The following is a 24,168-nucleotide window of genomic DNA, read 5'->3' on the forward strand; positions in this document are numbered from 1 at the left end:
GATCGGGGGGAGGGGAGTGGTCAGAGCGAGTGGCCGAGGATCTCGACGATCCGGGCGATCCGCTCTTCGTCACGGCGGTAGTGCGTCCACTTCCCGAGCCGCGTCGCGCGGACCAGCCCGGCGCGCTGCAGGGACGCCATGTAGGCCGAGACGGTCGACTGGGCCAGGCCGGCCTTCTCCTGGATGTGCGTCACGCACACCCCTTCGTCGACCACCATCGCCCCGCGCTGCTCGAGGAAGTTCTTCTCCGGATCCCGCAGCCACCCGAGGATCCGCAGCCGCACCGGGTTCGCGAGCGCCTTGAACACGTCGAGCAGCTGCTCGACCTCCGGCGGGGCCTCGGCGCGCGTCGTCACCTCTCCGATGGTAGATCACATCGCGACACTCCGATGCGACATCGGCGCGTGGTTCCCGGACCTCGGCGTATAACGACCTATACTTCACGGCTGTGAGCGAAGAAACCGGGCGACCGCGCGCGCCCATCACCGAAGCCGACGTCATGGCCTGGCTGGAGACGACCGCCGCCACCGTCGAAGCGGGGGAGGTGGGCCCCCAGGAGCTCATCGACATCCTCGGCGAGCTGCGCCGCGCCTCCGCGGCCTGCGCCGACGCTTCCGACTGGGCCCTGCTCGCTGCCCGCGAAGGCGGCGCCAGCCTGCGTCAGATCGCGCCGGTCTTCGGCAAGGGCTACGTCCGGGCCCCGGCCGCCCGCCTCGAGAAGCTCCACCGCCAGGCCCAGACCGCCGGCCAGTGGCTCGCCATCCTCCGGCACAAGCAGAACGGATGAGTACGCCCATGGATCGCGTGGATCGCATCGCGCTCGGCCTGGCGGCGCTGGGCCGGCCCGCGTACATCAACCTGGGCCGGGACGGCGCGCTGCCGGCCGTGCGGGACGTCGCGTCGATGCGGGCCGCGACGTTCACGGTGCTCGACGGCGCGTACGCCGCGGGGATCCGCAACGTCGACGTCGCCCGGTCCTACGGGCGTTCGGAGGAGTTCCTCGCCGGCTGGCTCGACGAGCGCGGGCACCGCGACGTCGTCGTCTCCAGCAAGTGGGGCTACGCCTACGTCGGCGGCTGGCGGCTCGACGCCGAGGTGCACGAGGTGAAGGAGCACTCGGCGACGCGGTTCGCCGCGCAGTGGGCGGAAACCCTGGCGCTGCTGGGGGACCGGGTCAGCCTCTACCAGGTCCATTCGCTCACTGTGGACAGTCCGCTGTTCACCGACGAGCCGCTGATCGAGGCGCTGGCGGAGCTCGCGGCGAACGGCGTCGCGGTCGGGTTCTCGACGTCGGGGCCGGCGCAGGCGGCCGCGATCGAGCGGGCGTTCGCGCTGGAAGTGGCCGGGCGGCCGGTGTTCTCCGCGGTGCAGTCGACGTGGAACCTCCTGGAGCCGTCGGCGGGGCCCGCGCTGGCCGCGGCGCACGCGGCCGGGAAACGGGTGCTGGTCAAGGAAACCCTGGCCAACGGCCGGCTGGCGGTCGAGGCGCCGCGGGCGCTGCTCGACATCGCCGCGGCGCACGGGACCGGGCCGGACGCGGTCGCCGTGGCGGCGGTGCTGGCGAACGACTGGGCCGGCGCGGCGGTCATCGGCCCGGCGAGCGCGCCGCAGCTCGAGGCGAACCTGCGCGCCACCATGCTTTCCCTGAGCACCGAGGAGGAAGCCGCGCTGGCCGGGCTGGCGGAGGATGCGGGGGACTACTGGCGACACCGGTCCTCTTTGGGCTGGGACTGACCGGCTGCACTACTCTGCGCAGTCACAGTCGGACTACGGGAGGGCCGGAGCAGGTGCGTCATCGCCAGGTGGTTGCGTTGGCCGCGGTCGCGTTGGTCGGCCTCACGGGGTGCGACGGCCCCGACCCGAACAACCTCGAGACGTACTACGACGATCCGGTCCCGTCGGCCACGCTGTCGGCGCCCACGCCGGAAGCCCTGGCGCCGGCCCCGAAGGCGGCTCCGGTCACCCAGGCGGCGCCGGACCCCGGACTGCTCGCGGAGCGGGCGCTGCTGTCCGATCAGGACGTCGCCGAAGAGGGTGTGCAGCCCGGCTCGGGCGCGGCGTCGGGCTGCCTGACGGACGACGTGTCGGCGACCAGCCGGACCGCGAGCTGGCGGTACCCGAGCGGTTCGGTGCTGCGGCACCGGGTCGCCGCCTACCCGGACGGCTCGGCCGGCGACATCGTGGCGAACGCGCAGTGCACCGGCCACACCGTGGACGTCCCGGCCCAGGCGGGCGTCGAGCGTCAGCGGGCCTGGTGCGACGGCAAGACGTGCACCGTGCTGCTGGCGCGGGGCACGCTCGTGTCCGGGCTGACCGTTTCGGCGAGCACGGAGTCGCGGGCGATCGACGCGGCGAAGCGCCTGCTGCCCGCGATGGCGGCGAAGCTGACGGCGCCGGCGGCTCAGCAGTAGCGGCGGAACCACTCCTGGACGCCTTCGCGGCCGTCGGGGATGAACGGGAGTGCCGGTGCCGGGTCGTCGACCCAGGCGCGCAGCTCGTCGAGCGGGAGCCAGCGGCCTTCGACGATCTCTTCGGCCTGGTGGTGGATCGGGCCGTCCCAGCGGACCTCGAAGGCGAAGTTGTGGCAGCGGTTGCGGCCGTCGTCGTACACCTTCGTGAACAGCGGAACGGGTTCCACCCCGTGGACGCCGAGCTCTTCGGCCAGTTCACGGCGAGCGCACTCGGCCGGTGACTCGCCGGCGGCGACGACCCCGCCGGCCCAGCAGTCCCAGGTGGACGGGAACACGTCCTTCGTGGCGGTCCGGAGGTGCACGTAGACCGCGTTTCCGTCACCCGAACGGACCAGCACGACGCCGGCGGCGTGCCACAGGCCCTCGCTGCGGAGGCGGCTGCGCAGCGTCGAACCGACGACGGAGCCGGCCTGGTCATAGAGGGCAACGAGTTCGTCACTGCCTGGCATGGGTGCATCGTTCCACTAGGCCTACCCCGTAGGGTGGTGGACATGCGGCGGATCATGGGAACCGAAGTCGAGTACGGCATCTCGGTGCCGGGCGACGCGACGGCGAACCCGGTACTCACCTCGACCCAGGTCGTGCTGGCCTACGCGGCCGCGGCCGACATCCCGCGAGCGCGGCGGGCCCGGTGGGACTACGAGGTGGAGTCCCCCTTGCGGGACGCGCGCGGGTTCGACCTGACCGGCCCGGGCGGGCCGGGGCACGACCCGGACGTCGAGGACCTGGGTGCGGCGAACGTCATCCTGACCAACGGCGCGCGGCTGTACGTCGACCACGCGCACCCGGAGTACTCGGCGCCCGAGGTGACGAACGCGCGTGACGCGGTCATCTGGGACAAGGCCGGCGAACGGGTGATGGAGGAGGCGGCGCTGAAGGCCGCGTCCGTGCCCGGGCAGCCCCCGCTCCAGCTGTACAAGAACAACGTCGACGGCAAGGGCGCCAGCTACGGCACCCACGAGAACTACCTGTGCGCGCGCTCGACGCCGTTCACCGCCATCATCGCCGGGCTGACGCCGTTCTTCGTGTCGCGGCAGGTCTTCACCGGGTCGGGCCGGGTCGGGATCGGGCAGCAGAGCGAAGAGGCCGGGTTCCAGCTCTCCCAGCGTGCGGACTACATCGAGGTCGAGGTCGGCCTGGAGACGACGCTGAAGCGCGGGATCATCAACACCCGCGACGAGCCGCACGCGGACGCGGACAAGTACCGGCGGCTGCACGTCATCATCGGCGACGCGAACATGTCCGAGTACTCGACCTACCTCAAGGTCGGCACGACGGCCCTGGTGCTCGACCTGATCGAGTCCGGCATCCGGTTCGACGACCTGAAGCTGGACGAGCCGGTCAAGGCCGTGCACCAGATCAGCCACGACCCGACGCTCAAGGCGCAGGTGTCGCTGGCCAACGGCAAGAAGTACACCGGCCTGGACCTGCAGTTCGCCTACCACGAGATCGCTTCGCAGAACCTGGAGCGCACGGGCGCGGACGAGGCCGCCAAGGAGGTGCTGCGGGTCTGGGGCGAGATCCTGGACGCGCTGGCGCGGGACCCGCAGGAGTGCGCGGACCGGCTGGACTGGCCGGCGAAGCTGCGGCTGCTGGAGGGGTACCGCCAGCGGGACAGCCTCGCCTGGGGCGCGCCGCGGCTGCGCCTGGTGGACCTGCAGTACTCGGACGTGCGGTTGGCGAAGGGCCTGTACAACCGGCTGGTCACGCGGGGCTCGATGAAGCGGCTGGTGACCGAGGAAGAGGTGCTGGCCGCCGTCACGACGCCGCCGTCGGACACGCGGGCCTACTTCCGGGGCCGGGCGCTGGAGAAGTACGCGAGCTCGATCGCGGCGGCGTCCTGGGATTCGGTCATCTTCGACGTCGGCAAGGAGTCGCTGGTGCGGATCCCGACGCTGGAGCCGTTGCGCGGGACCAAGGCGCACGTCGGCAAGCTGCTGGACAACGCGGCGACGGCGGAGGAGCTGGTGGAGGCACTCACCGGTTCGGACTAGGCGGTACGCACGCGGATCGCGGCGGTGACCCCGAATGTCGGGGTCGCTGGGTAGGCTAGGAAACATCAGCCACACCGGGAGGCGAGATGGCCCAGGAAAAGATCGAAAAGCACGGCGGCGGCGACTCCGACGAGGAGTTCGACGACACCGGCGCGGCGGGTCAGGAACGGCGCGAGAAGCTCGGCGAGGACGTCGACACGATCCTCGACGAGATCGACGACGTGCTGGAGGAGAACGCCGAGGACTTCGTCCGGGCCTACGTCCAGAAGGGCGGCGAGTAGCCGCTCGGGCGTTCGCGCCCTTGCCGACCGTTCAGCCGGCGGCCGGGGGCTCCGCGTAGTGGTGACCGTGGTCCGTGCGGGCCGGGGTCGCCGAACGCGGGGCCACGGCCGCCAAGGCCCGCACAGATGGGATTTTTGAGCACGTATGGACAACACCAGGGGCATCTCGGGTCCCGCTCTGCCGGGGGCGTACTTCTCGTCGGCGACGTCGTCGTTTTCCGACTTCCTGCGGGTGCAGGCGCCGGAACTGCTTCCGGAGCGCCGGATGTCCGGTGGTGCGGGCGACCTGGGCGTGCCGCACGGGACGACGATCGTCGCGCTGACCTTCGCGAGCGGAGTGCTGATCGCGGGTGACCGGCGGGCGACGTCGGGGAACCTGATCGCGAGCCGCGACATGGAGAAGGTGCACGTCACCGACGAGTACTCGGCGGTGGGCATCGCGGGCACGGCCGGGCTGGCCGTGGAGATGGTGCGCCTCTACGCCGTGGAGCTCGCGCACTACGAGAAGATCGAGGGCGTTTCGCTGTCGCTGGACGGCAAGACGAACAAGCTGGCCGGGATGGTCAAGGCCAACCTCGAGATGGCGATGGCCGGGCTGGCCGCGATCCCGCTCTTCGTCGGCTACGACCTGGAGGCCGAGGACGCGCGGCACGCCGGCCGGATCGTCTCGTACGACGCCGCGGGCGGGCGCTACGAGGAGAACGGCGGCTACGCCGGGATCGGCTCGGGTTCGCTGTTCGCGAAATCCGCGCTCAAGAAGCTGCACGACCCGGACGCCGACGTCGAGAACGCCACGCGGGTGGCTGTCGAGGCGCTGTACGACGCGGCGGACGACGACACCGCTTCGGGCCTGCCGGACCTGGTGCGCCGGATCTTCCCGTCCGTCGTGACGATCACCGCCGAGCACGGCGCCGTGCAGCTGCCGGAGTCGGAGACCGCCGCCGTGGCGGAGGCCGTGATCGCCGGGCGGATCGAGCGCCAGCAGCGTCGGCTGTCCTGACGCGGGCCGGAGCTGAACCAGTGAACGATGGAACACCGAAAGACCTGGAGCGCACACCGTGACGATGCCGTTGTATGCCTCTCCCGAGCAGCTGATGCGGGAGCGTTCCGAGCTGGCGCGCAAGGGCATCGCGCGCGGCCGGAGCGTGGTGGTGCTGAAGTACGCGGGCGGCGTGCTGTTCGTGGCGGAGAACCCGTCGGCGACGCTGCACAAGGTGTCCGAGATCTACGACCGGATCGGCTTCGCCGCCGTCGGGCGCTACAGCGAGTTCGAGAACCTGCGGGTCGCCGGAATCCGGCACGCGGACCTCAAGGGCTACCAGTACGACCGGCGTGACGTGAGCGCGCGGGCGCTGGCGAACGCGTACGCGGCGACGCTGGGCAGCATCTTCACCGAGCAGCTGAAGCCGTTCGAGGTCGAGGTCTGCGTGGCGGAGGTCGGGGCGAGCGCGGCGGAGGACCAGCTGTACCGGCTGACCTACGACGGCTCGATCTTCGACGAGCCGCAGTTCATCGTGATGGGCGGCCAGGCCGACAAGATCGTCACGAAGCTGAAGGAGACGTTCGAAGACGGCCTGGACCTGCAGGCGGCCCTCGGCGTGGCGGTGACGGCGTTGCGCACGCCGATCCAGCCCGCCGCGACGACGTCGTCGTCTTCGGCCGGTTCGTCGTCGTCCTCTTCGTCGGCGGCGGCGAGTGCGTCGGCCAACGGCAACGGCGAGACGGACCCCCCGATCAAGCTGGAGGTGGCGGTCCTGGACCGCGACCGCCCGCGGCGCGCGTTCCGCCGCCTGACGGGAACGGCGCTGGACGCGCTGCTGCCGGTGCCGGACCCCCAGGGTGACGAGCCGGAGAAGCCCGAAGGCGAGTAGTTCGTACGAAACGGGGCGTGGTCGATGACCACGCCCCGTTTTCGCGTCCGCGGTCAGGTGGCGCCGGAGCCGAAGAGGGCGGTGAGCACGAGGACGAAGGTGACGTTCCCGCCCAGCAGCCACCATGGCAGGTCGACAGGGTGTGCCCGGTGACGACCGATGGCCTGCGGGGTCCGCCCGTGAAGTCCACCGAGCCGTGGGCGGACACGCGGTCCGCCCACGAACGGCTGGCCGCGGGCGGGCTGCGCGGCCGTCTCGTGCTGACGCCGCGAATCCTCCCTTGCACTTGTCGGAGGGCAGCGGGCTCGGCGGTTTGCCGTCGCCGCAGGGGAACGCGCCCAGCACCACGCTGTCGAGGCGTTCGAGGCGGTAGTTCGCCCGGAGGAACAGCAGCCGGGCTTCGCTCGAACCGGTGCCGGTGAACCGGTCGTTCTTGACCGCGGTCGACCGGGTGTACTCGTCCAGCAGGACGGCTCGGGACGGCAGCGGGTCCGGTGTTCCGCACGCGGAGACGGCCAGTCCCGCGGACAGGGCGAGAACCAGGCGACCGAGGCGCACCCGGTGACCGTAGGCGGGGTGTGCCGGGACCCGTCCCGGCCTTCAGGACGCGGCGGACGGCTGCCGGAAGGTCTGGTCGGCGAAGGCCAGCAGGTACGGCAGCGTGGCCCGGGCGGTGTGCCACGTGTGGTTGAAGCCGCGTTCGGCGTGGACGACCGCTTCCTGGCCGCGGGCGTGCAGGGCGTCGGCGATGCGGTGGGCGGTCGTGACGTCGGTGGGCGCGCCGGTGCCGACGGCCAGCATCACCGAGATCGGGGCGGGGAACTTCATCGTCGGCAGGTAGCGGCGCGGGGTGTTGGCGGCGATGGCGGCCTGGTCGCCGCCGAGGACGCCGACGGAGTCGTTGAGATCGTCGTAGGGCAGGGCGATGACCAGGGTGGCGAACTCGTCGACGTGGTGCAGCCCGATGTTGAGCGCGCCGAAGCCGCCGCCGGACATGCCGCCGAGGGCGCGGTGGGCGCGGTCGGCCAGCGTCCGGTAGCGGCTGTCGATCGCCGGGACGACGGTGCGGGCGAGGTAGGTCTCCAGTTGCGGGCCGCCCGGGACGTCGAGGCACTCCCAGTCGGTGCTGGGGACGCCGGCGGTCATGTCCACGCTGACCACGATCATCGGCGCGATGACGTTGGCCTGCTGCAGGGCCTGGAGGGTGCCGGGCGCGTCGCCGGAGGTCAGCCAGTCGCGCGGGCCGCCGAACGGGTAGCCGTGGATCAGGTAGACGACGGGGTAGCGGCGGGCGGCGTTGGCCGGGTCGCCGTACCCGGCCGGCAGGATGACGTAGTTGCTGCCCGACGGCACGCCGTGCGCGGGGTCGGGCAGCGGGACGACGTCGATCTTCTGGCCGGCGGCCGCGACGCCGCTGCCGCCGTGGGGCGCCGGCTCGGACTCGGACTCCGGGGCTTCCCGGTCGTCGTCGAGCAGGCGGCCGGCCAGGTTGACGACGCCGGGGCCGCGCTGGAGCAGGCGGGCGAGGTCGTCGGAGGTGCGCACGTATCCGACGTAGCTGTTCACCGCCGTGACCGCCGCCAGCAGCACGAGGACGCCGAAGGCGGTGAACCCCCAGCGGCGGAGGCGGCGCCGGTGCGCGAGCGCGATCACGGCGGCGAGCACCGCGACCGCGGCGGTGGCGAAGGCGAGCCAGATGAACGGCGATTCGAACGGCCCGAGGTCACGGGCGCGGGCGGTGATGTCGCCCGGCAGCACCGGATCCACCGCGACCTGCGGGGTCATCCGCACCACGCCGCGTGCCACCGCATCGAAACCCCACTCGTCCCCTGGCTGCGGGCAGGAGGGCCCGCATCTCGATCTTGACGCTAGCCAGGGGACGCTGTGGGTTCGTTGAGAGAAAGTAAACGCAGATTAAAGACGGTAGATGGTGAGCGCGCTGGGGCGGGACTTGAAGCGGAACCGGTTGCCGAGCGGGCCGACCTCGCCGTCGGTGGCGACGCGGCGGTGGCCGTCGAGCAGCTCGACGTCCAGCTCGGCGACGTCGAGCTCCTGGTAGACGTGGCTGGCCGCGAGGCTGCGGGTGACCATGGCCAGCAGGAACCGGGCGCGGGAGTACGGCAGGTCGGCGCGCAGGTAGCGGACGTCGAGCAGGCCGGTGTCGAGGGCGGGCCGCCTGCTGGGGGCGAACCCCTTCGGCGCGTACGTGCCGTTGCCCACGAACAGCAGCCAGACCTGGGTGAGCTTGCCGTTGAGCCGGACGGTCAGCGGCTTGGCGTTGCGCAGCGTCCGGGTCAGCGCGATCGCGGCCGAGGGCCACTTCGGGTGCTTTTCCTGCAGCTTCTCGCGCAGCCGGACCATCTCCGGGTAGCCGCCGAGGCTCGCGGTGTTGACGAACCAGCGGTGCGCCGGGCCGTCGGGCCCTTCGACCCCGACCTCGCCGAGGTCGATGCCGACGGCGTTGCCGACCTCGGTGGCCGCGTCGGCGTCGGGCATCGAGCGGACGCCGATGTCGCGGGCGAAGTGGTTCAGCGTGCCGGCCGGGATCAGGGCGAGCGGCAGGTTCCGCTCGGCGGCGACCGAGGCGACCGCCGCGACGGTCCCGTCACCACCCGCGACGCCGAGGGCGCGGATGGTGCCGCGGGCGTCGATCTCGGCCTCGAGCTGGCCCCGCAGGTCCTGCTCGAAGTCGGGGTAGAGGATCTCGGCCTTCGGCCAGGCGAAGCGGACGTCGGCGGTCGGGTCCTGCCCGTTCACCCCGGAATGGGGGTTGACCAGCACGAGCATGTCGTCGCCGTCGACCATCTCCGGGGCGTGGGCGTCGTGGGCGGAGCGGCCCGGGATGTCGTCGTGCAGCGGCCACCAGTGCCGGGTCGCCAGGCCCACGCCGGTGCCGATGGCGAGGCCGACGCCGACGTCGGAGGGCCAGTGCACGCCGGTGTGGACGCGCGAGTAGGCGACCGCGAGCGCGAGCGGCGCGACGACGAGCCCGGCGCGCGGGGACTCCATGGCCACCGCCGTCGCGAAGGCCGCCGCGGAGGCGGAGTGGCCGGACGGGAACGACGACGACGTCGGACGTTTCCGCAGGCGGCGGTGCATCGGCATCTCTTCTTCGGCCGGGCGCCGGCGGGGGAAGAGCGGCTTGCCGATCAGGTTCGCGGCGGCGCTCGCACCGGCGATGGCGACCACGCCGCGCAGGGCGCCGCGACGGGTCGCGCCCGCGCGGACCGCCAGCCCCCCGGCGACCACCCACCAGAGGCGGGACTTGTTCGCCGACCGGGACAGGGCCATCAGCGCGTCGTCCGCCTTCGTGGCCGGCAAGCGGGCGCTGCGGCGCATCAGGGCGCGGTCGGTCCGGCCGACCCGCCGGAACGCCCGGATGAGCTGGTGTGACAAGAGGTCCGCCTTCCGCGCGACGTCAAGGGATGTGCTCCAATCGTGCCTGATTCGGGGGCTTTTCACCGTCTGTGGCCTACTGGGGGCGTGTCGACGCCCGAACGGCCCACCGTCGAGGGGGGTGCAGCGCTTACTCTGGTGGAATGCAGCGGCGGATCTTTGGCATCGAGACCGAGTTCGGGGTCACGTGCACATTCCACGGCCAGCGCAGGCTCTCGCCCGACGAGGTGGCACGCTACCTCTTCCGGCGGGTCGTCTCGTGGGGCCGTTCTTCGAACGTTTTCCTGTCGAACGGCTCCCGGCTCTACCTCGACGTCGGCTCGCACCCCGAGTACGCGACGGCGGAGTGCGACGACCTGGTCCAGCTCGTCACGCACGACAAGGCCGGTGAGCGGATCCTCGAGGACCTGCTGGTCGACGCCGAGCGGCGGCTGGCGGACGAGGGCATCGGCGGCGACATCTTCCTGTTCAAGAACAACACCGACTCGGCGGGCAACTCGTACGGCTGTCACGAGAACTACCTGGTGACCCGCGCGGGTGAGTTCTCCCGGATCGCGGACGTCCTGCTCCCGTTCCTGGTGACCCGGCAGCTCATCTGCGGCGCCGGCAAGGTGCTGCAGACCCCGCGCGGCGCGGTCTACTGCCTCTCCCAGCGTGCGGAACACATCTGGGAAGGCGTCTCGAGCGCGACGACCCGGTCGCGCCCGATCATCAACACCCGCGACGAGCCGCACGCCGACGCCGAGCGCTACCGGCGCCTGCACGTCATCGTGGGCGACTCGAACATGGCCGAGCCGACGACGATGCTCAAGGTCGGGTCGGCGAACCTGGTGCTCGAGATGATCGAGGCCGGCGTCCAGTTCCGCGACTTCACCCTGGACAACCCGATCCGGGCGATCCGCGAGATCAGCCACGACCTCACCGGCCGCCGCCAGGTGCGCCTCGCCGGCGGCCGCGAGGCCTCGGCGCTCGACATCCAGCGCGAGTACTACGCCCGCGCCGTGCAGCACCTCCAGGACAACGGCTCCAGCCCGGCGAACGACCGGGTCATCGAGCTGTGGGGCCGGGCGCTGGACGCGGTCGAGCAGCAGGACTTCGGCAAGATCGACACCGAGATCGACTGGGCGATCAAGCACCGGCTGGTCGAGCGCTACCGGCACAAGCACGACATGGACCTGTCCAGCCCGCGCATCGCCCAGCTCGACCTGGCCTACCACGACATCCGCCGTGGCCGGGGCATCTTCGACCTGCTCCAGCGCAAGGGCCTGGTCCGCCGGGTCACCGACGACGGCGAGATCGAGGCCGCCAAGGACACCCCGCCGCAGACCACGCGGGCCAAGCTGCGCGGCGACTTCATCGCCGCCGCCCAGGCCGCCGGGCGCGACTTCACCGTCGACTGGGTGCACCTGAAGCTCAACGACCAGGCCCAGCGCACCGTGCTGTGCAAGGACCCGTTCCGCTCGGTCGACGAGCGCGTCGAACGCCTGATCAGCTCGCTCTAGCCCAAAGCCGTGAAGGCCTCCTTACCGGCTCTTATGGCCGGTAAGGAGGCCTTCACGGCTTTTGACCCTACGAAAGTCGGCGGGCGGGTGCGGCAGGATCTGCCCATGCGTGTGCTGCGTGCGGTGCTTCTCGTCCTCGGTCTCCTGGCCGCGCTGGCTGTGCCCGCGTCGGCCACGGGGCACCTCCCGAAGTGGGAGCTGAGCGCCACCGGCGTCACCGCCCAGTTCCGCGGCCTGTCCGCGGTCAGCTCCCGTGTGGCCTGGGTCAGTGGGACCCAGGGCACCGTCCTGCGCACCGTCGACGGCGGCCGGAGCTGGCGGTCCGTCGGCCCGCCCGGCACCGGCACCCTCGAGTTCCGCGACGTCGAGGCCTTCGACGCCGATCACGCCGTGATCCTGTCGATCGGCCCCGGCACCGACTCCCGCGTCTACCGGACCGACGACGCCGGCGCGCACTGGCGCCAGACGTTCCAGAACACCGACGCCGCCGCGTTCTACGACTGCCTCGCCTTCTTCGACCCGTGGCGCGGGCTCGCGATGAGCGATCCGGTGGACGGGAAGTTCCGGATGCAGGCCACCGTCGACGGCGGCCGCAGCTGGCGGCAGGTCCCCGACAGCGGCTTCCCGCCCGCGCTGCCCGGTGAGGCCGGGTTCGCCGCCAGCGGCCAGTGCGTCACCACCGCGGGCCCGTTCGACGCCTGGCTGGCCACCGGCGGCGGCGCCACGGCCCGCGTCCTGCACTCCGGCGACGGCGGCCGCCACTGGACGGCGTCGGACACGCCGTTGCCGAGCAGCCCGTCGGCCGGCGTGTTCGCCCTCGCCTTCCGCACCCCGTGGCAGGGCGTCGCCATCGGCGGCGACTTCGCCGCACCGACCGCGCCCGGCCCCGCCGTCGCGCTGTCGAACGACCGCGGCCGCACCTGGCGCACCCCGGCGCAGTACCCCGCCGGGTACCGCTCCGGGCTGGCCTGGCGCGGCGGCACGGTCCTGGCCGTCGGCCCCGGCGGCAGCGACCTCAGCCCCGACGGCGGGCGGCACTGGACGTCGTTCGACACCGGCAGCTTCGACAGCGCGGACTGCACCGCGCTCGGCAGCTGCTGGGCGAGCGGCACCAAGGGCCGCGTCGCGCGGCTGGGCTAGCGACCTGCCCGGAGAGGTTGGTCAGCCGGGTGATGGGTGTCCTCCGCCGTCGGGGATGTTGCCGAACTCGGTGACGTCGACGTGGATCAGCGAGCCGGGGTGTCGTGTTCGTAGCGGCGCAGCGGTTCGCGGGTGACCGGTCGACGCGCGAGAGCCGGTTGACCCGGCTGCGCACGAGGACCGCGTGCACGGTCGAGACGGGCCGTTACCGCTCACCTCAACCCGGGGCAACGTCCCTGGACATCACAGCTAGCGGACCTGCCCGGTCGGGCGGACCATGATCTCGTTGACGTCCACGTGCGGTGGCTGCTGCAGCGCGTAGAGCACCGCCCGGGCGATGTCGGCCGGCTCCAGCTTCGGCTTCTTGCGCTGCTCGTCGCTGAGGATGCCGGTGTCGGTGATGCCCGGCTGGACCAGTGTGACGCGCACGCCGGTGCCGACGGCCTCCTCGCGGATCGCCCCGGCCATCCCCGTCACCGCCCACTTCGTCACCGAGTACAGGCTCGCGTTGCGGATGTAGCGGCCCGCGACCGAGCCGGTGATCAGCAGGTGCCCGGTCGATTCCGCCAGGGCGGGCAGCGCCGCGCGGGCGGTGTAGGCCGCGCCCAGCACGTTGACGCGGACCATCTCCTCCCACGCCGTCGGGTCGGGGTCGCCGGTGCCGAAGAACGACGTCCCGACGCCGATCCCGGCGTTGGCGAAGGCCGCGTCGAGCCGGCCGAACTTCCGCACGGTCTCGGCGACCGCCCCGGAGATGGCCGGCCAGTCCGCGACGTCGGCGCCCAGCGCCAGCGCCCGGTCTTCGCCCAGCTCGGCCGCGAGGGCCGCGACGGACTCCGCCTTGCGCGCCACGAGCGCGACCTTGAAGCCGGCCGCGGCGGCCAGCCGCGCGGTCGCGGCGCCCAGCCCGCGGGAGGCGCCGGTGACGAGGAGAACACGATCATCCATGTCCCCAGGCTAGGGAGGATTCACGGCGTCAGCACGAGACGTCCGCGGAGCCCGCCCGCGGCCAGCCGTTCGTGGGCGGACCGTGCGTCCGCCAGCGGCAGGACGTCCGCGACGCGCAGGGGGAGGACACCCTCGGCGGCCAGCCGCGCCAGCTCGGCCAGGCGAGTGCCGTCGGCGCGGATCCAGACACTGCGGACCCGGACGCCGCGCAGCGGGATCGGCGCGGCGTCCGCGGCGAAGGCGACGAACTCGCCGCCGCCGCGGACCGCGTCCAGCGCGTCCAGGCCGAGCAGCGCGGTGTCGAGGACGGCGTCCACCCCGCCGGGCACCAGCGCGCGCACGCGGTCGCCCAGCGCCGGCCCGCGCGGCACGAACTCGTCCGCGCCGAACGCCCTCACCTGCGCTTCGTCGGCGGGGCCGGCCACCGCGACCACCCGCAGCTTCCGGGCGTGCGCGAGGGCGACGGCGTAACCGCCGACCGCGCCCGCCGCGCCGGTGACCAGCAGCGTCCCGGTGGTGCCGGCGAGGTCCAGCGCCTGCGCCGCGGTCAGGGCGTTGAGCGGCAGCGTCGCCGCCTCGGCGGGGGAGACGCCGGCCGGCGCGGCGGCGACGGCGGCCGCGTCGAGCACGATCTGCTCCGCGTAGGCGCCGAGCGGCGTCGCGAGCCGGTCGCGCAGCCCGATCACCGCGTCGCCCACCCGGAAGCCGGTGCCCGCGCCGACGGCGTCGACCTCGCCGGCGACGTCCCAGCCCAGGCCGAGCACGTCCCGCGGCGGGATGATCCCGGCCTCGGTGAGCAGCCCGGACCGGGTCGCGGCGTCGACCGGGTTGACCGCGGCCGCCGCCACCCGGATCCGCACCTGACCGGGGCCCGGCACCGGCGCCGGGACGTCGACGGGCTCCAGCACTTCGGGACCGCCGAACCGGCGGACCACCATCGCACGCATCTTTCGCTCCTTCGCGGGTCGGACCTTCCCCGCGAACGTATGGGGAGCTACTCTCCATTGGGAAGTACGTACTCGCAGGTTCCCCACGTACCAGGAGGTTCGCCCGGTGCCCACGCGCACGGCGGAACAGCTGCGGCAAGCCGAGAAGGCCGCCTACGACGCCTATCTCGCCGCCTGCCCGACCCGGAAGCTGCTCGACGAGATCGCCGGCAAGTGGGTCAGCCTCGTCCTGGTGGCGCTCGGTGACGGCCCGATGCGCTACAGCGACCTTTCGCGGCGCATCGCCGGGGTGAGCCAGAAGATGCTCACCCAGACCCTGCGGGTGCTCGAACGCGACGGCCTGCTGCACCGCGAGGTGACCCCGTCGGTGCCCGTCCGCGTCGACTATTCCCTTACGCCGCTTGGCGAAAGCCTCCGCGCGCTGATGTCGGCGTTCAAGGACTGGGCCGAGGCCAACTTCGACGAGGTCAGCACCGCCCGCGCCGGTTACGACGCGCGTACACCGGACCTCACGATCGGGCCGGGCGGCGCGGGCTAGTCTCTACCGGGTGTCCACCGCACGCGCCGAACGGCTGGTCAATCTGGTGCTGGCCCTCCTGTCCACCCGGCAGTTCCTCACCGCCGAGCGGATTCGCGGCATCGTGCCCGGATACGGCGACGCGGCCAGCGACGACGCCTACTTCCGGATGTTCGAGCGGGACAAGACCGAGCTGCGCGAGCTGGGCATCCCGCTGGAAACCGGCCGCAACTCCGCCTTCGACGCCATCGAGGGCTACCGCATCGCCCGCCGCGACTACGAGCTCGGCGAGATCGACCTCGCCCCCGACGAAGCCGCCGCGGTCGCGCTGGCGTCCCGGCTGTGGGACTCGCCGGAGCTCACCGGGCAGGCCCAGGGCGCACTGGTGAAGCTGCGCGCCGCCGGCTTGGAGGTCGACGACCAGGCCCCGACCGTCGTCGAGCCCCGCGTGCGCGCCGAACCGGCGTTCGGGCCGCTGCTCGCGGCGGTCCAGAACGGCCAGGCCGTGCGCTTCGAATACCGCCGCAGCGGCTCGCCCGAACGCATCATGCGCACCCTCGAACCGTGGGGCGTGGTGTCGTGGAAGGCCCGCTGGTACGTCGTCGGGCACGACCGCGACCGCGGCGCCACCCGCTGCTTCCGGCTCTCCCGCGTCACCGGCCAGGTCCGGCCCGTCGGGAAGCCCGGCGCCGTGCAGCGGCCCGAGGGCGTCAACCTGCTGCAGCTCGTGTCGGCCACCAGCGGCGCGTCCGAACCCGCCCCGGTCACCACCGCGCGCCTGTGGGTCGCCGACGGCCGCGCCGCCGGGGTTCGCCGCCGCGGCACCGTTATCGGGCGCTCCAGCGTCGACGGCCAGGAGGGCGACCTCGTCGAGATCGGCCTCTACTTCCCGGAGTCGGCCGCCGACTGGATCACCGCGCAGGGCCCGGACGTCGTCGTGCTGGAGCCCGACGTCCTCGCCAAGACCGTCCAGGACCGGCTGGAAGCCGTCGTCGCCCGGCAGCAGCAGGGGAGTGTCCGATGAGCGGCTCCGGCGACCGGATGCCCCGGCTCCTGGCGCTCGTGCCCTACCTGCTGGCCCGGCCCGGCATCCGCGTGGACGAGGCGGCGCAGGACTTCGACGTCACGCCGAAGCAGCTGCGCAAGGACCTCGAGCTGCTCTGGATGTGCGGGCTGCCCGGCTACGGCCCCGGCGACCTGATCGACCTGTCCTTCGAGGGTGACACGATCGTCGTCACCCACGACGCCGGGATGAACCGGCCGCTGCGGCTCACCGGCGGCGAGGCGACCGCCCTGCTGGTCGCGCTGCGGGCGCTGGGGGAGACCCCGGGTGTGGTCGACGGCGACGCCGTCCGCCGCGCCATCGCCAAGATCGAGTCCGCCGCCGGGCAGGCCCAGCCGGCCGGGGTGGTCGTCGGCGGCGGCGTGCGCGAGGGCAAGAAGACCGCGCGGACCCGCGAGGAGGTCGCCCGGGCGCTGCAGGCAGGCAAGGCGATGCGGATCCGCTACTACACCGCGTCGAAGGACCAGGTCACCGAGCGCACGGTCGACCCGATGCGGGTGCTCATCGTGCAGGCCGTCGGGTACCTGGAGGCCTGGTGCCGCCGCGCCGAGGGCGTCCGGCTGTTCCGGCTGGACCGGATCGACGAGCTGACCGTGCTCGACGAGCCGTCCCGGCCGCCCGCGCACGCCCACCCGACCGACATCTCCGACGGTGTCTTCCGCGAGCGTCCCGATCAGCGGGAGGCCGTCCTGGTCCTCGACCCGGACGCACGCTGGGTAGCCGAGTACTACCCCTGCGAAGAGCTCGACGAGCTCGACGGCGGCCGCCTGCGGATCCGGATGCGCTACGCCGACCAGTCCTGGATGGTGCGCCTCGTGCTGGGCTTGAGCGGGGAAGCGCTGGTCGAGAGCCCGGCCGACCTGGCCTCCGACGTCGGCCGCCGCGCCGCCGACGCGGTGGCCCGAGCCCGTCACCTTCCGTCAACCTGCGACCACTAGGCTGACCGCGTGCCGTACCTGCCCACCATCGTGCTCGCCGCCGTCGGCCTCCTGCTGCTCGTGCTCCTGCTGGTGCGCACCGCGCGGGTCTTGCGTGGGTTCAAGCAGACCGCGAGCATGGTGGCTACGAACACCCAGGACCGGGCCGGACTCGTCCGCGCCCGGTCGGCAGCGCTGCGCGTCGCTTTCGCGCAACGCCGCCGCAAGCCGGAAAACCAGTAACATCCCTACCAGACGCAGATAGGAGGCCACCATGCTGAACGGATTGCAGCCGTGGCATTTGATCATCCTGGTGCTCGTCGTCGTGCTGTTGTTCGGGGCCAAGAGGCTTCCCGACGCGGCCCGGTCCATCGGCAAGTCCATGAAGATCTTCAAGGCCGAGACCAAGGACCTCACCGGCGAGCACAAGGCGGCGGCGCACGAAGACGCCGAGCCGGTCGAGACCCGGCAGATCCCGGTCACGCCCGTCGTGCCCGCCGCCCCGTCGGCCACCGACCAGCAGGTCGCCGACCTGCAGCGGCAGCTCGACGAGCTGAAGAAGCAGCAGCAGCAGCAGGCGCCCGCCGCCGAGCAGAAGAACGCCAGCTGAGCGGGTAGTCCACCACCGGTCCCTGGTCCACGGAGCGCGTCGAGCCCGGCGCGCTCCGAAGGACACCGACGAGAACGGAAACTCCAGTGGCGGAACCCGCCTCCGGGAACGGGGAGAAGCGCGGCACGAAGCGGCGCAAGCGCAGCCGCCGCGCCAACCCCGACGGCACGATGACGCTCATCGAGCACATCTACGAGTTCCGCCGCCGGCTCGGCTTCGCCCTGCTCGCCGTCGTCATCGGCGGCATCTTCGGGTTCATCTGGTTCAGCACCAAGCTGGGGCCGGTCCCGTCGCTCGGCGAGATCATGAAAGCGCCGTACTGCGCGATCCCGGCGGACCGGCGGCTCAACGGCGCCCAGGGCTGCCAGCTGCTGCAGACGGTGCCGTTCGAAGCGTTCATGATCCAGATCAAGGTCGGCGTCGCCGCCGGTGCGGTCCTGCTGGCCCCGGCCTGGCTCTACCAGATCTGGGCGTTCATCGCGCCGGGCCTGTACTCCAAGGAACGCAAGTACGCGCTGACGTTCGTGTCGTTCGCTTCGGTGCTGTTCGCCTCCGGCGCGGTGCTCGCCTACATCCTGTTCCCGCACGCGCTGCAGCTGCTGATGGGCTTCGGCCAGGGCGAGTTCATCACCGCGCTGACCGCGGACAAGTACATCTCGTTCATGCTGTCGCTGCTGGTCATCTTCGGCATCAGCTTCGAGCTGCCGCTGCTGGTGGTCATGCTCAACCGCGTCGGCGTGGTCAAGTACGTCCAGCTCAAGAAGTGGCGCCGCGGCATCGTGTTCGCGCTGTTCGTCTTCGCCGCTTTCGCCACTCCCGGTTCGGACCCGTTCTCGATGCTCGGGCTGGCCGCCGCGCTGACCGTGCTGTTCGAGATCTCGATCCAGATGTCGCGCTTCCACGACCGCAAGAAGGATCAGCTCCGGTCCGAAGAGGGCTGGGACAAGCTGGCCGACGACGAAGCCGCGCCGTTCGACTACACGCCGAGCAAGGTCGACGACGAGCCCTCCACGCCGACCGCCTCCGGTGGCCGGTCCGCCGGCACCGACGACATCACGTAGTGGGGATCCACGCCGCGCTCGCCGTGCACCCGGCCTCGGGGCACGGCGCCGCTGCCCGGATCGCGGACACGGTCGCCGCACGGCTCCGCACCGCCGTCGACCGCCTCGACGTCCTCGTGGCCAACTCGGTCGAGGAGTCCCGTGAGCTGATGCGGACGTCGCACGACGCGGGTCTCGACGTCCTGATCGTCCTCGGCGGCGACGGCGCCGCCCACCAGGGCGTCCAGTTCTGCGCGAACCACGACGTCGCGCTCGGCCTCGTCCCGGCGGGCACCGGCAACGACTTCGCCCGCGCCCTCGGCGTCCCCGGTGAGGCCCTGGCCGCGGTCGACGCCCTGGTGGCGGCCCTGAAGTCCGGCGCGCGCCGGCGGATCGACCTGGGCCGTGTCGGCGACACCTGGTTCGCGACGGTGCTCTGCGCGGGGTTCGACGCGAGCGTCAACGAACGCGCCAACCGGATGCGCTGGCCGTCCGGCCCGCGCCGCTACGACGTGGCGATCCTCGCCGAGCTGGCCGCGTTCCGGTCCCGCCCGGTGGTCGTCGACACCGGCACCGAACGTCTGGAGCTCGACGCGACTCTGGTGGCCATCGGCAACACCCGCTTCTACGGCGGCGGCGTCCCGATCTGCCCGACGGCCGACCCCGAGGACGGCGTCTTCGACGTCACGGTCATCGGCCACGCGACCCGCCGCGGCCTCATCCGGATGCTCCCGGGCCTGCGCACGGGCAACCACGTCACCCACCCGGCGGTCCGCACGCTCCGGGCCCGCTCGGTGACCCTGACGGGCAACAGCTGGCCCGCCTACGCCGACGGCGAGCCCCAGGGCACGGTCCCGGTGACGGTCACCTGCGTCCCCGGCGCGCTGACGGTTCTGGCTTAGTGAACTAACTCAGTGATCTCCTGACGACGCTGGCGCTCAGTAGCCCCCGGCTTCGCCGACCAGCTCCCGGAACCGCGCGGGCGCCATCAACGGCCCCTGCGCCAGGTAGACGCCGCCACAGCGGTGGCAGAACCACCCCTGCTCCCACAGCGCCTGCGCCGCCGGGATCCCGGCCCGCCGTCGCCGGTACTCCCGCACCCGCCGGACGTAGAGCCAGATCAGCGTCCCGGCGCCCCCGAACACGCACACCGACGGCAGCGCGAGCAGCGCGAACCCCAGCACCGGCCCGCCGGCGCCGCCCGGGGGAGGGTCGTCGACCGCGGAGAACGGCAGCCACAGGAAGCAGCTCCCGGCCATCAGGAGCAGCACCACACCCGCGACGAGCCCGCCGGCGCGGCGCCGGGGCGGGAACGGATCGAGCGCCCGCGCGACGCCGGTGACGGTCACCCCGGACACCTGGCCGCTGGTGTAGATCACGCCGTCACCGGCCGGCACGGCGACCGTGGGGCCTTGGCCGCGGTAGTAGGAGTGCCCGCCGTAGTAGACCGCGGGCACGTGCTGGACCTGGTCCAGCTGTCCACAGCTCGGACAGGGTGCGGTCACGACGTCCTCCTCATCGCCGCTCCGACGGCGAAACCACCGGACCGGTTCCCTCGCGACCCGGCAGACCTGAGTGTATAACGATCTATACGGCGCGGGCTGGTTACGGGCCTCCGGCCGGCGCACGAAGACCAAAAACCAGCGAAGACGGGGGACCCGATGACCACGTCACGCCACGCCGTTGGTCACGCCGCGTGCAAACTGTCGGTGGTGTGTGGAACCCTGACGGAGTGGCCAGTAGCCCTTCTCCTTCCCCGGCCGAGGCCTATGCGGCCTCCGCGCGCCGGGGGAAGCACCCTCAGCTGACCCGCTTCGCGGCGGAATCCTCCTTCGAGTTCGACGACTTCCAGATCCGTGGGTGTGAGGCCCTCGAGGGCGGCCACGGCGTGCTCGTCTGCGCGCCCACCGGGGCCGGCAAGACGATCGTCGGCGAGTTCGCCGTGCACCTGGCCATGGCCGAGGGGCGCAAGTGCTTCTACACCACGCCGATCAAGGCGTTGTCGAACCAGAAGTACGGCGACCTGGTGGCCCGGTACGGGTCGGACGCGGTGGGCCTGCTGACCGGGGACACCTCGATCAACGGCAACGCGCAGGTGGTCGTGATGACCACCGAGGTGCTGCGGAACATGCTCTACGCCGGGTCCTCGACGATCACCGACCTCGGGTACGTCGTGATGGACGAGGTCCACTACCTCGCCGACCGGTTCCGGGGCGCGGTGTGGGAAGAGGTGATCCTGCACCTGCCCGAGCACGTCCGGGTGGTCGGGTTGTCGGCGACCGTGAGCAACGCCGAGGAGTTCGGCGAGTGGCTGGTCGAGGTCCGCGGGGACACCACCGTCGTGGTGGACGAGCACCGGCCGGTGCCGCTGTGGCAGCACATGCTGGTCGGCAACCGGCTGCTGGACCTGTTCGCCGGGGAAGACGTCCACGGCCCGAACGCCGAGCTGCGCATCAACCCGACCCTGCTGCGCCGCACCGAGGAGATCGGCCGCCAGTACGCGCCGGCGGGGTTCCACGGGCCGCGGGGGGCGCGGCGGGGCGGTCCGCGGATGCCGCGGTTCCGGCCGCCGTCGCGCGTCGAGGTCGTGGAGCAGCTGGATCGGGCCGGGTTGCTGCCGGCGATCGTGTTCATCTTCTCCCGGGCGGGTTGCGAGGCCGCGGTCACGCAGTGCGTCCGGGCGGGGTTGCGGCTCAACGGGCCCGACGAGGTCGAGGAGATCCGCCGGATCATCGACGAGCGCACGTCCGGGCTACCCGAGGGCGATCTCGGGGTGCTCGGTTACTGGGAGTGGCGAGAAGCGCTCGAGCGGGGGATCGCCGGGCACCACGCCGGGTTGCTGCCGGCGTTCAAGGAGACGGTGGAGGAGCTGTTCGTCCGCGGTCTGGTGAAGGCGGTGTTCGCCACCGAGACGCTGGCGCTCGGCATCAACATGCCCGCTCGCACCGTCGTGCTCGAACGCCTCGTCAAGTACAACGGCGAGGCGCACGTCGAGCTGACGCCGGGGGAGTACACGCAGCTCACCGGCCGGGCCGGGCGCCGGGGGATCGACGTCGAGGGCCACGCCGTGGTCTCGTGGCAGCCGGGGGTCGACCCGAAGCAGGTCGCCGGGCTCGCCTCGACGCGGACCTACCCGCTGCGGTCGTCGTTCCGGCCGGGTTACAACATGGCGGTGAACCTGGTCGCCCAGGTCGGCGCGGCGCAGGCGCGTGACCTGCTGGAGCAGTCGTTCGCGCAGTTCCAGGCCGACCGGTCGGTGGTCGGCCTGGCCCGCCGGATCGAGCGGAACAAGGAAGCTCTCAAGGGCTACACCAACGCCGTGACCGGCGACTTCGACGAGATGCTCGAGTACGTCGAGCTGCGCGCGAAGATGTCGGCGCGGGAGAAGGCCCTGTCGCGGCAGAACACCACCGTGCGGCGCGCGGACACGGCGGATTCGCTGGAGAAGCTGCGCAAGGGTGACGTCATCGCGGTGCCCGCGGGCCGGCGGGCCGGGCTCGCCGTGGTCGTGGATCCCGGGCTCGACCCGATCCGCGAGCCGCGGCCGGTCGTGGTGACCGAGGACCGGTGGTCGGGGCCGTTGTCGGTGGCGGACTTCCCGGCGCCGGTCGAGGCGCTGGGCCGGATCAAGCTGCCCAAGCACATCGAGCTGCGCTCGCCCAAGACCCGCCGGGACATCGCCACGACGTTGCGCGGTGCCGGGATTTCCTTGCCCGGCAGGCAGAAGCGGCGCGCGGGGGCCAATGAGGACGGTGAGCTGGCGGCGCTGCGGCGGGCGTTGCGGGCGCACCCGTGCCACGGGCTGGCCGAGCGGGAGGCGAACCTGCGCTGGGTGGAGCGGTACCAGCGGCTGACCGGGGAAACCGAGCAGCTGGAGCGGAAGGTCGCGGCGACGACGCACTCGCTGGCCCGCGCGTTCGACCGGATCCTCGCGTTGCTGGGGGAGCGCGGCTACCTGGGGCCGGAGTCCGCGGGTGACGGCGAGGACCGCGTCACCGAGCACGGCCGCCGGCTGACCCGGCTCTACAGCGAGTCGGACCTGCTGGCCGCGGAGTGCATCCGCAACGGCGTGTGGGAGAAGCTCGGCCCGGCCGAGCTCGCCGCCGTCGTCTCGACGCTGGTGTTCGAGGCCCGGCGGGACACCGCGGGGGAGCCGCGGCTGCCCGGTGGTGCGGTGCCCGAGGCGTGGGAGGAGACGGCGCGGCTGTGGGTGGAGCTGACCGAGGACGAGCGGCGGCACCGGCTCGACCGCACGCGGGAGCCCGACGCCGGGTTCGCGTGGCCGGTCTACCGGTGGGCGCGCGGCGAGTCGCTGGAGAAGGTGCTCACGGCGGCCGAGGCGAACGGGCAGGAGCTGTCGGCGGGTGACTTCGTGCGCTGGTCGCGTCAGGTGATCGACCTGCTCGACCAGATCCGGGACGTGCTGGGCAAGTCCGACCGGGTCGGTGCGACAGCGGCTGAGGCGGTCAAGGCGCTGCGTCGTGGTGTGGTCGCCGCGGGTGCGGCGTGAGCTCGGTGTGAGGCTTGATCCGTCTCGGTGCGGCAGGAGAGCGTGGTCGCGTGTGCTGGGCCCGGACCTGTGGTTGGATCGGCCACGAACCGTGCGTACGCGGCTCGGCGGCGATATCGGGCTGGGCATGAGATGAACGAAGCAGGCGGAGGCAGACGATGAGCACGCCGTATGGCGGCAACGACCCACAGCAGCCCCAGTACGGGCAGCAGCCGGGCGGCGCGTACCCGCCGAGCGGCCCGCAGGAACAGCCTCAGTGGGGCCAGCAGCAGCCGCAGCAGCCGCCGTACGACCCCAACCAGCAGCAGCAGTGGGGTCAGCCGCAGCAACCCCAGCAGCCGCAGCAGTGGGGTCAGCAGCCCGGCGGGTACACCCCGCCGCAGCAGCCGCAGTGGGGTCAGCAGCCACCGCCGTACGGGCAGCAGCCCGGTGGCGGGTATCCGCAGAGCGGCCCGCAGGCGCAGCCGGGGTACGGCCAGCAGCCGCCCGGTGGGCAGTACCCGCAGAGTGGGCCGCAGGCCCAGCCCGGGTACGGGCAGCAGCCGCCCGGTGGGCAGGGCCAGTACGACTACGGCCAGCAGCAGTTCCCCGGCGGCGCAGCGGCTCCCGAAGGGGAGAAGCCGGCGAAGTCGAAGAAGGGCCTGCTGATCGGCATCGTGGTGCTGGTCGTGGTCGTCGCGGTGGTCGGCATCCTCGGTTTCGTCGCGCCCGGGTTCTTCAAGACGCAGGTCTTCAACAACACCCAGATGCAGACGGACGTGCAGAAGCTGCTGTCCGACACGTACAAGATCGACGGCGTCACCGGCGTCACCTGCCCGGCCGAGCAGAAGGTCGAGGACGGTGCGAAGTTCGAGTGCACCGCCACGATCGGCGGCAAGCCGCAGCAGATCCCGATCACGGTGAAGGGCGACGGCGGCAACTACGAGGTGTCCCCGCCCGCCACCAAGTAGCGTTCTACCTC

25 protein-coding genes and 1 pseudogene are annotated in these 24,168 nt (G+C 72.2%); 18 read left to right on the top strand and 8 right to left on the bottom strand.

The annotated features are described in order from the left end of the window. Nucleotides 1–20: 20 nt before the first annotated feature. Nucleotides 21–356 (bottom strand): ArsR/SmtB family transcription factor, encoded by a 336-nt coding sequence (locus tag OG570_RS35030; RefSeq protein ID WP_326953222.1) that lies wholly within the window; start codon nt 354–356, stop codon nt 21–23. Between the two features lie 92 nt (nt 357–448). Here OG570_RS35030 and OG570_RS35035 point away from each other — a divergent pair, with 92 nt between their 5' ends. The 3 genes from OG570_RS35035 to OG570_RS35045 all read left to right on the top strand — a co-directional run bounded on the left by OG570_RS35035 (nt 449) and on the right by OG570_RS35045 (nt 2,411). Beyond that, nucleotides 449–787, top strand: coding sequence for a hypothetical protein (locus tag OG570_RS35035; RefSeq protein ID WP_247051894.1), 339 nt, complete (start codon nt 449–451; stop codon nt 785–787). 8 nt (nt 788–795) lie between these two features. Beyond that, nucleotides 796–1,734, top strand: a complete 939-nt coding sequence (locus OG570_RS35040; protein WP_326953223.1) for an aldo/keto reductase — start codon at nt 796–798, stop codon at nt 1,732–1,734. A gap of 68 nt (nt 1,735–1,802) precedes the next feature. Next, the gene (locus tag OG570_RS35045; RefSeq protein ID WP_326953224.1) at nt 1,803–2,411 is read left to right on the top strand and encodes a hypothetical protein; all 609 of its coding nucleotides are present in this window, start codon (nt 1,803–1,805) and stop codon (nt 2,409–2,411) included. Here the strand turns inward: OG570_RS35045 and OG570_RS35050 are convergent. Then, nucleotides 2,402–2,920: an NUDIX domain-containing protein gene (locus OG570_RS35050; protein ID WP_326953225.1), complete on the bottom strand. Its 519-nt coding sequence runs from the start codon at nt 2,918–2,920 to the stop codon at nt 2,402–2,404. The two genes, OG570_RS35045 and OG570_RS35050, sit on opposite strands and share 10 nt — an antisense overlap. Before the next feature lie 42 nt (nt 2,921–2,962). On the opposite strand from OG570_RS35050, the gene dop reads away from it, so the two are divergent. The 4 genes from dop to prcA all read left to right on the top strand — a co-directional run bounded on the left by dop (nt 2,963) and on the right by prcA (nt 6,617). Continuing rightward, on the top strand, nt 2,963–4,465 hold the full coding sequence (gene dop / locus OG570_RS35055) for a depupylase/deamidase Dop (protein ID WP_326949704.1): 1,503 nt from the start codon (nt 2,963–2,965) through the stop codon (nt 4,463–4,465). Nucleotides 4,466–4,551: 86 nt separating this feature from the next. Continuing rightward, nucleotides 4,552–4,746, top strand: coding sequence for a ubiquitin-like protein Pup (locus OG570_RS35060; protein ID WP_013226725.1), 195 nt, complete (start codon nt 4,552–4,554; stop codon nt 4,744–4,746). A gap of 145 nt (nt 4,747–4,891) precedes the next feature. Continuing rightward, the gene (gene prcB, locus OG570_RS35065) at nt 4,892–5,746 is read left to right on the top strand and encodes a proteasome subunit beta (RefSeq protein ID WP_247051889.1); all 855 of its coding nucleotides are present in this window, start codon (nt 4,892–4,894) and stop codon (nt 5,744–5,746) included. A gap of 58 nt (nt 5,747–5,804) precedes the next feature. Beyond that, nucleotides 5,805–6,617: a proteasome subunit alpha gene (prcA, locus tag OG570_RS35070; protein WP_326953226.1), complete on the top strand. Its 813-nt coding sequence runs from the start codon at nt 5,805–5,807 to the stop codon at nt 6,615–6,617. A 600-nt stretch (nt 6,618–7,217) separates the two neighbouring features. Here the strand turns inward: prcA and OG570_RS35075 are convergent. Both OG570_RS35075 and OG570_RS35080 read right to left on the bottom strand, forming a co-directional pair. Then, a complete protein-coding gene (locus OG570_RS35075; RefSeq protein ID WP_326949701.1) occupies nt 7,218–8,402 on the bottom strand; it encodes an alpha/beta hydrolase in 1,185 nt (394 codons plus the stop codon). A gap of 129 nt (nt 8,403–8,531) precedes the next feature. Continuing rightward, nucleotides 8,532–10,013 (bottom strand): bifunctional phosphatase PAP2/diacylglycerol kinase family protein, encoded by a 1,482-nt coding sequence (locus tag OG570_RS35080; protein ID WP_326953227.1) that lies wholly within the window; start codon nt 10,011–10,013, stop codon nt 8,532–8,534. A 143-nt stretch (nt 10,014–10,156) separates the two neighbouring features. Here OG570_RS35080 and pafA point away from each other — a divergent pair, with 143 nt between their 5' ends. Together pafA and OG570_RS35090 are read left to right on the top strand one after the other, a co-directional pair. Further along, nucleotides 10,157–11,515 carry a Pup--protein ligase gene (gene pafA, locus OG570_RS35085; protein ID WP_247051886.1) on the top strand — a complete coding sequence of 453 codons (1,359 nt, stop codon included), beginning with the start codon at nt 10,157–10,159 and terminating at the stop codon, nt 11,513–11,515. 114 nt (nt 11,516–11,629) lie between these two features. Next, on the top strand, nt 11,630–12,655 hold the full coding sequence (locus OG570_RS35090; protein WP_326960247.1) for a WD40/YVTN/BNR-like repeat-containing protein: 1,026 nt from the start codon (nt 11,630–11,632) through the stop codon (nt 12,653–12,655). A 36-nt stretch (nt 12,656–12,691) separates the two neighbouring features. On the opposite strand, the pseudogene OG570_RS35095 reads toward OG570_RS35090, so the two are convergent. The 3 genes and pseudogenes from OG570_RS35095 to OG570_RS35105 all read right to left on the bottom strand — a co-directional run. Next, a pseudogene (locus tag OG570_RS35095) lies at nt 12,692–12,851 on the bottom strand (IS481 family transposase); the annotation flags it as partial. A gap of 53 nt (nt 12,852–12,904) precedes the next feature. Beyond that, nucleotides 12,905–13,603 (bottom strand): SDR family oxidoreductase, encoded by a 699-nt coding sequence (locus OG570_RS35100; protein ID WP_326953228.1) that lies wholly within the window; start codon nt 13,601–13,603, stop codon nt 12,905–12,907. Nucleotides 13,604–13,623: 20 nt separating this feature from the next. Continuing rightward, entirely contained in the window at nt 13,624–14,550 is a 927-nt protein-coding gene (locus tag OG570_RS35105; protein WP_326953229.1) for an NADP-dependent oxidoreductase, read from the bottom strand. 106 nt (nt 14,551–14,656) lie between these two features. On the opposite strand from OG570_RS35105, the gene OG570_RS35110 reads away from it, so the two are divergent. The 7 genes from OG570_RS35110 (at nt 14,657) to OG570_RS35140 (ending at nt 19,599) form a co-directional block, all read left to right on the top strand. Beyond that, nucleotides 14,657–15,088: a winged helix-turn-helix transcriptional regulator gene (locus tag OG570_RS35110; RefSeq protein WP_326949697.1), complete on the top strand. Its 432-nt coding sequence runs from the start codon at nt 14,657–14,659 to the stop codon at nt 15,086–15,088. 10 nt (nt 15,089–15,098) lie between these two features. After that, nucleotides 15,099–16,091, top strand: a complete 993-nt coding sequence (locus OG570_RS35115; RefSeq protein WP_247051882.1) for a helix-turn-helix transcriptional regulator — start codon at nt 15,099–15,101, stop codon at nt 16,089–16,091. Further along, a complete protein-coding gene (locus OG570_RS35120; protein WP_247051881.1) occupies nt 16,088–17,068 on the top strand; it encodes a helix-turn-helix transcriptional regulator in 981 nt (326 codons plus the stop codon). Before OG570_RS35115 ends, OG570_RS35120 begins: the two co-directional genes overlap by 4 nt. 9 nt (nt 17,069–17,077) lie before the next feature. Next, nucleotides 17,078–17,290: a bacteriophage holin gene (locus OG570_RS35125; protein WP_247051880.1), complete on the top strand. Its 213-nt coding sequence runs from the start codon at nt 17,078–17,080 to the stop codon at nt 17,288–17,290. A gap of 31 nt (nt 17,291–17,321) precedes the next feature. After that, entirely contained in the window at nt 17,322–17,657 is a 336-nt protein-coding gene (gene tatA / locus OG570_RS35130) for a Sec-independent protein translocase subunit TatA (RefSeq protein WP_326953230.1), read from the top strand. Between the two features lie 86 nt (nt 17,658–17,743). Next, entirely contained in the window at nt 17,744–18,718 is a 975-nt protein-coding gene (gene tatC, locus OG570_RS35135; protein WP_326949695.1) for a twin-arginine translocase subunit TatC, read from the top strand. Then, nucleotides 18,718–19,599 (top strand): diacylglycerol/lipid kinase family protein, encoded by an 882-nt coding sequence (locus OG570_RS35140; protein WP_326953231.1) that lies wholly within the window; start codon nt 18,718–18,720, stop codon nt 19,597–19,599. Before tatC ends, OG570_RS35140 begins: the two co-directional genes overlap by 1 nt. Nucleotides 19,600–19,635: 36 nt before the next feature. Here the strand turns inward: OG570_RS35140 and OG570_RS35145 are convergent, their stop codons facing one another. Continuing rightward, on the bottom strand, nt 19,636–20,202 hold the full coding sequence (locus OG570_RS35145; protein WP_326953232.1) for a hypothetical protein: 567 nt from the start codon (nt 20,200–20,202) through the stop codon (nt 19,636–19,638). A 227-nt stretch (nt 20,203–20,429) separates the two neighbouring features. On the opposite strand from OG570_RS35145, the gene OG570_RS35150 reads away from it, so the two are divergent. Beyond that, entirely contained in the window at nt 20,430–23,207 is a 2,778-nt protein-coding gene (locus tag OG570_RS35150; RefSeq protein WP_326949692.1) for a DEAD/DEAH box helicase, read from the top strand. Nucleotides 23,208–23,365: 158 nt separating this feature from the next. Further along, complete coding sequence (locus OG570_RS35155) at nt 23,366–24,157, top strand: DUF4333 domain-containing protein (protein ID WP_326949691.1); 792 nt, start codon at nt 23,366–23,368, stop codon at nt 24,155–24,157. Nucleotides 24,158–24,168 lie beyond the last annotated feature (11 nt).

Origin of the sequence: Amycolatopsis sp. NBC_01286 (assembly GCF_035982555.1) — a bacterium.
In the GTDB taxonomy this organism is placed as follows: Bacteria; Actinomycetota; Actinomycetes; order Mycobacteriales; family Pseudonocardiaceae; genus Amycolatopsis.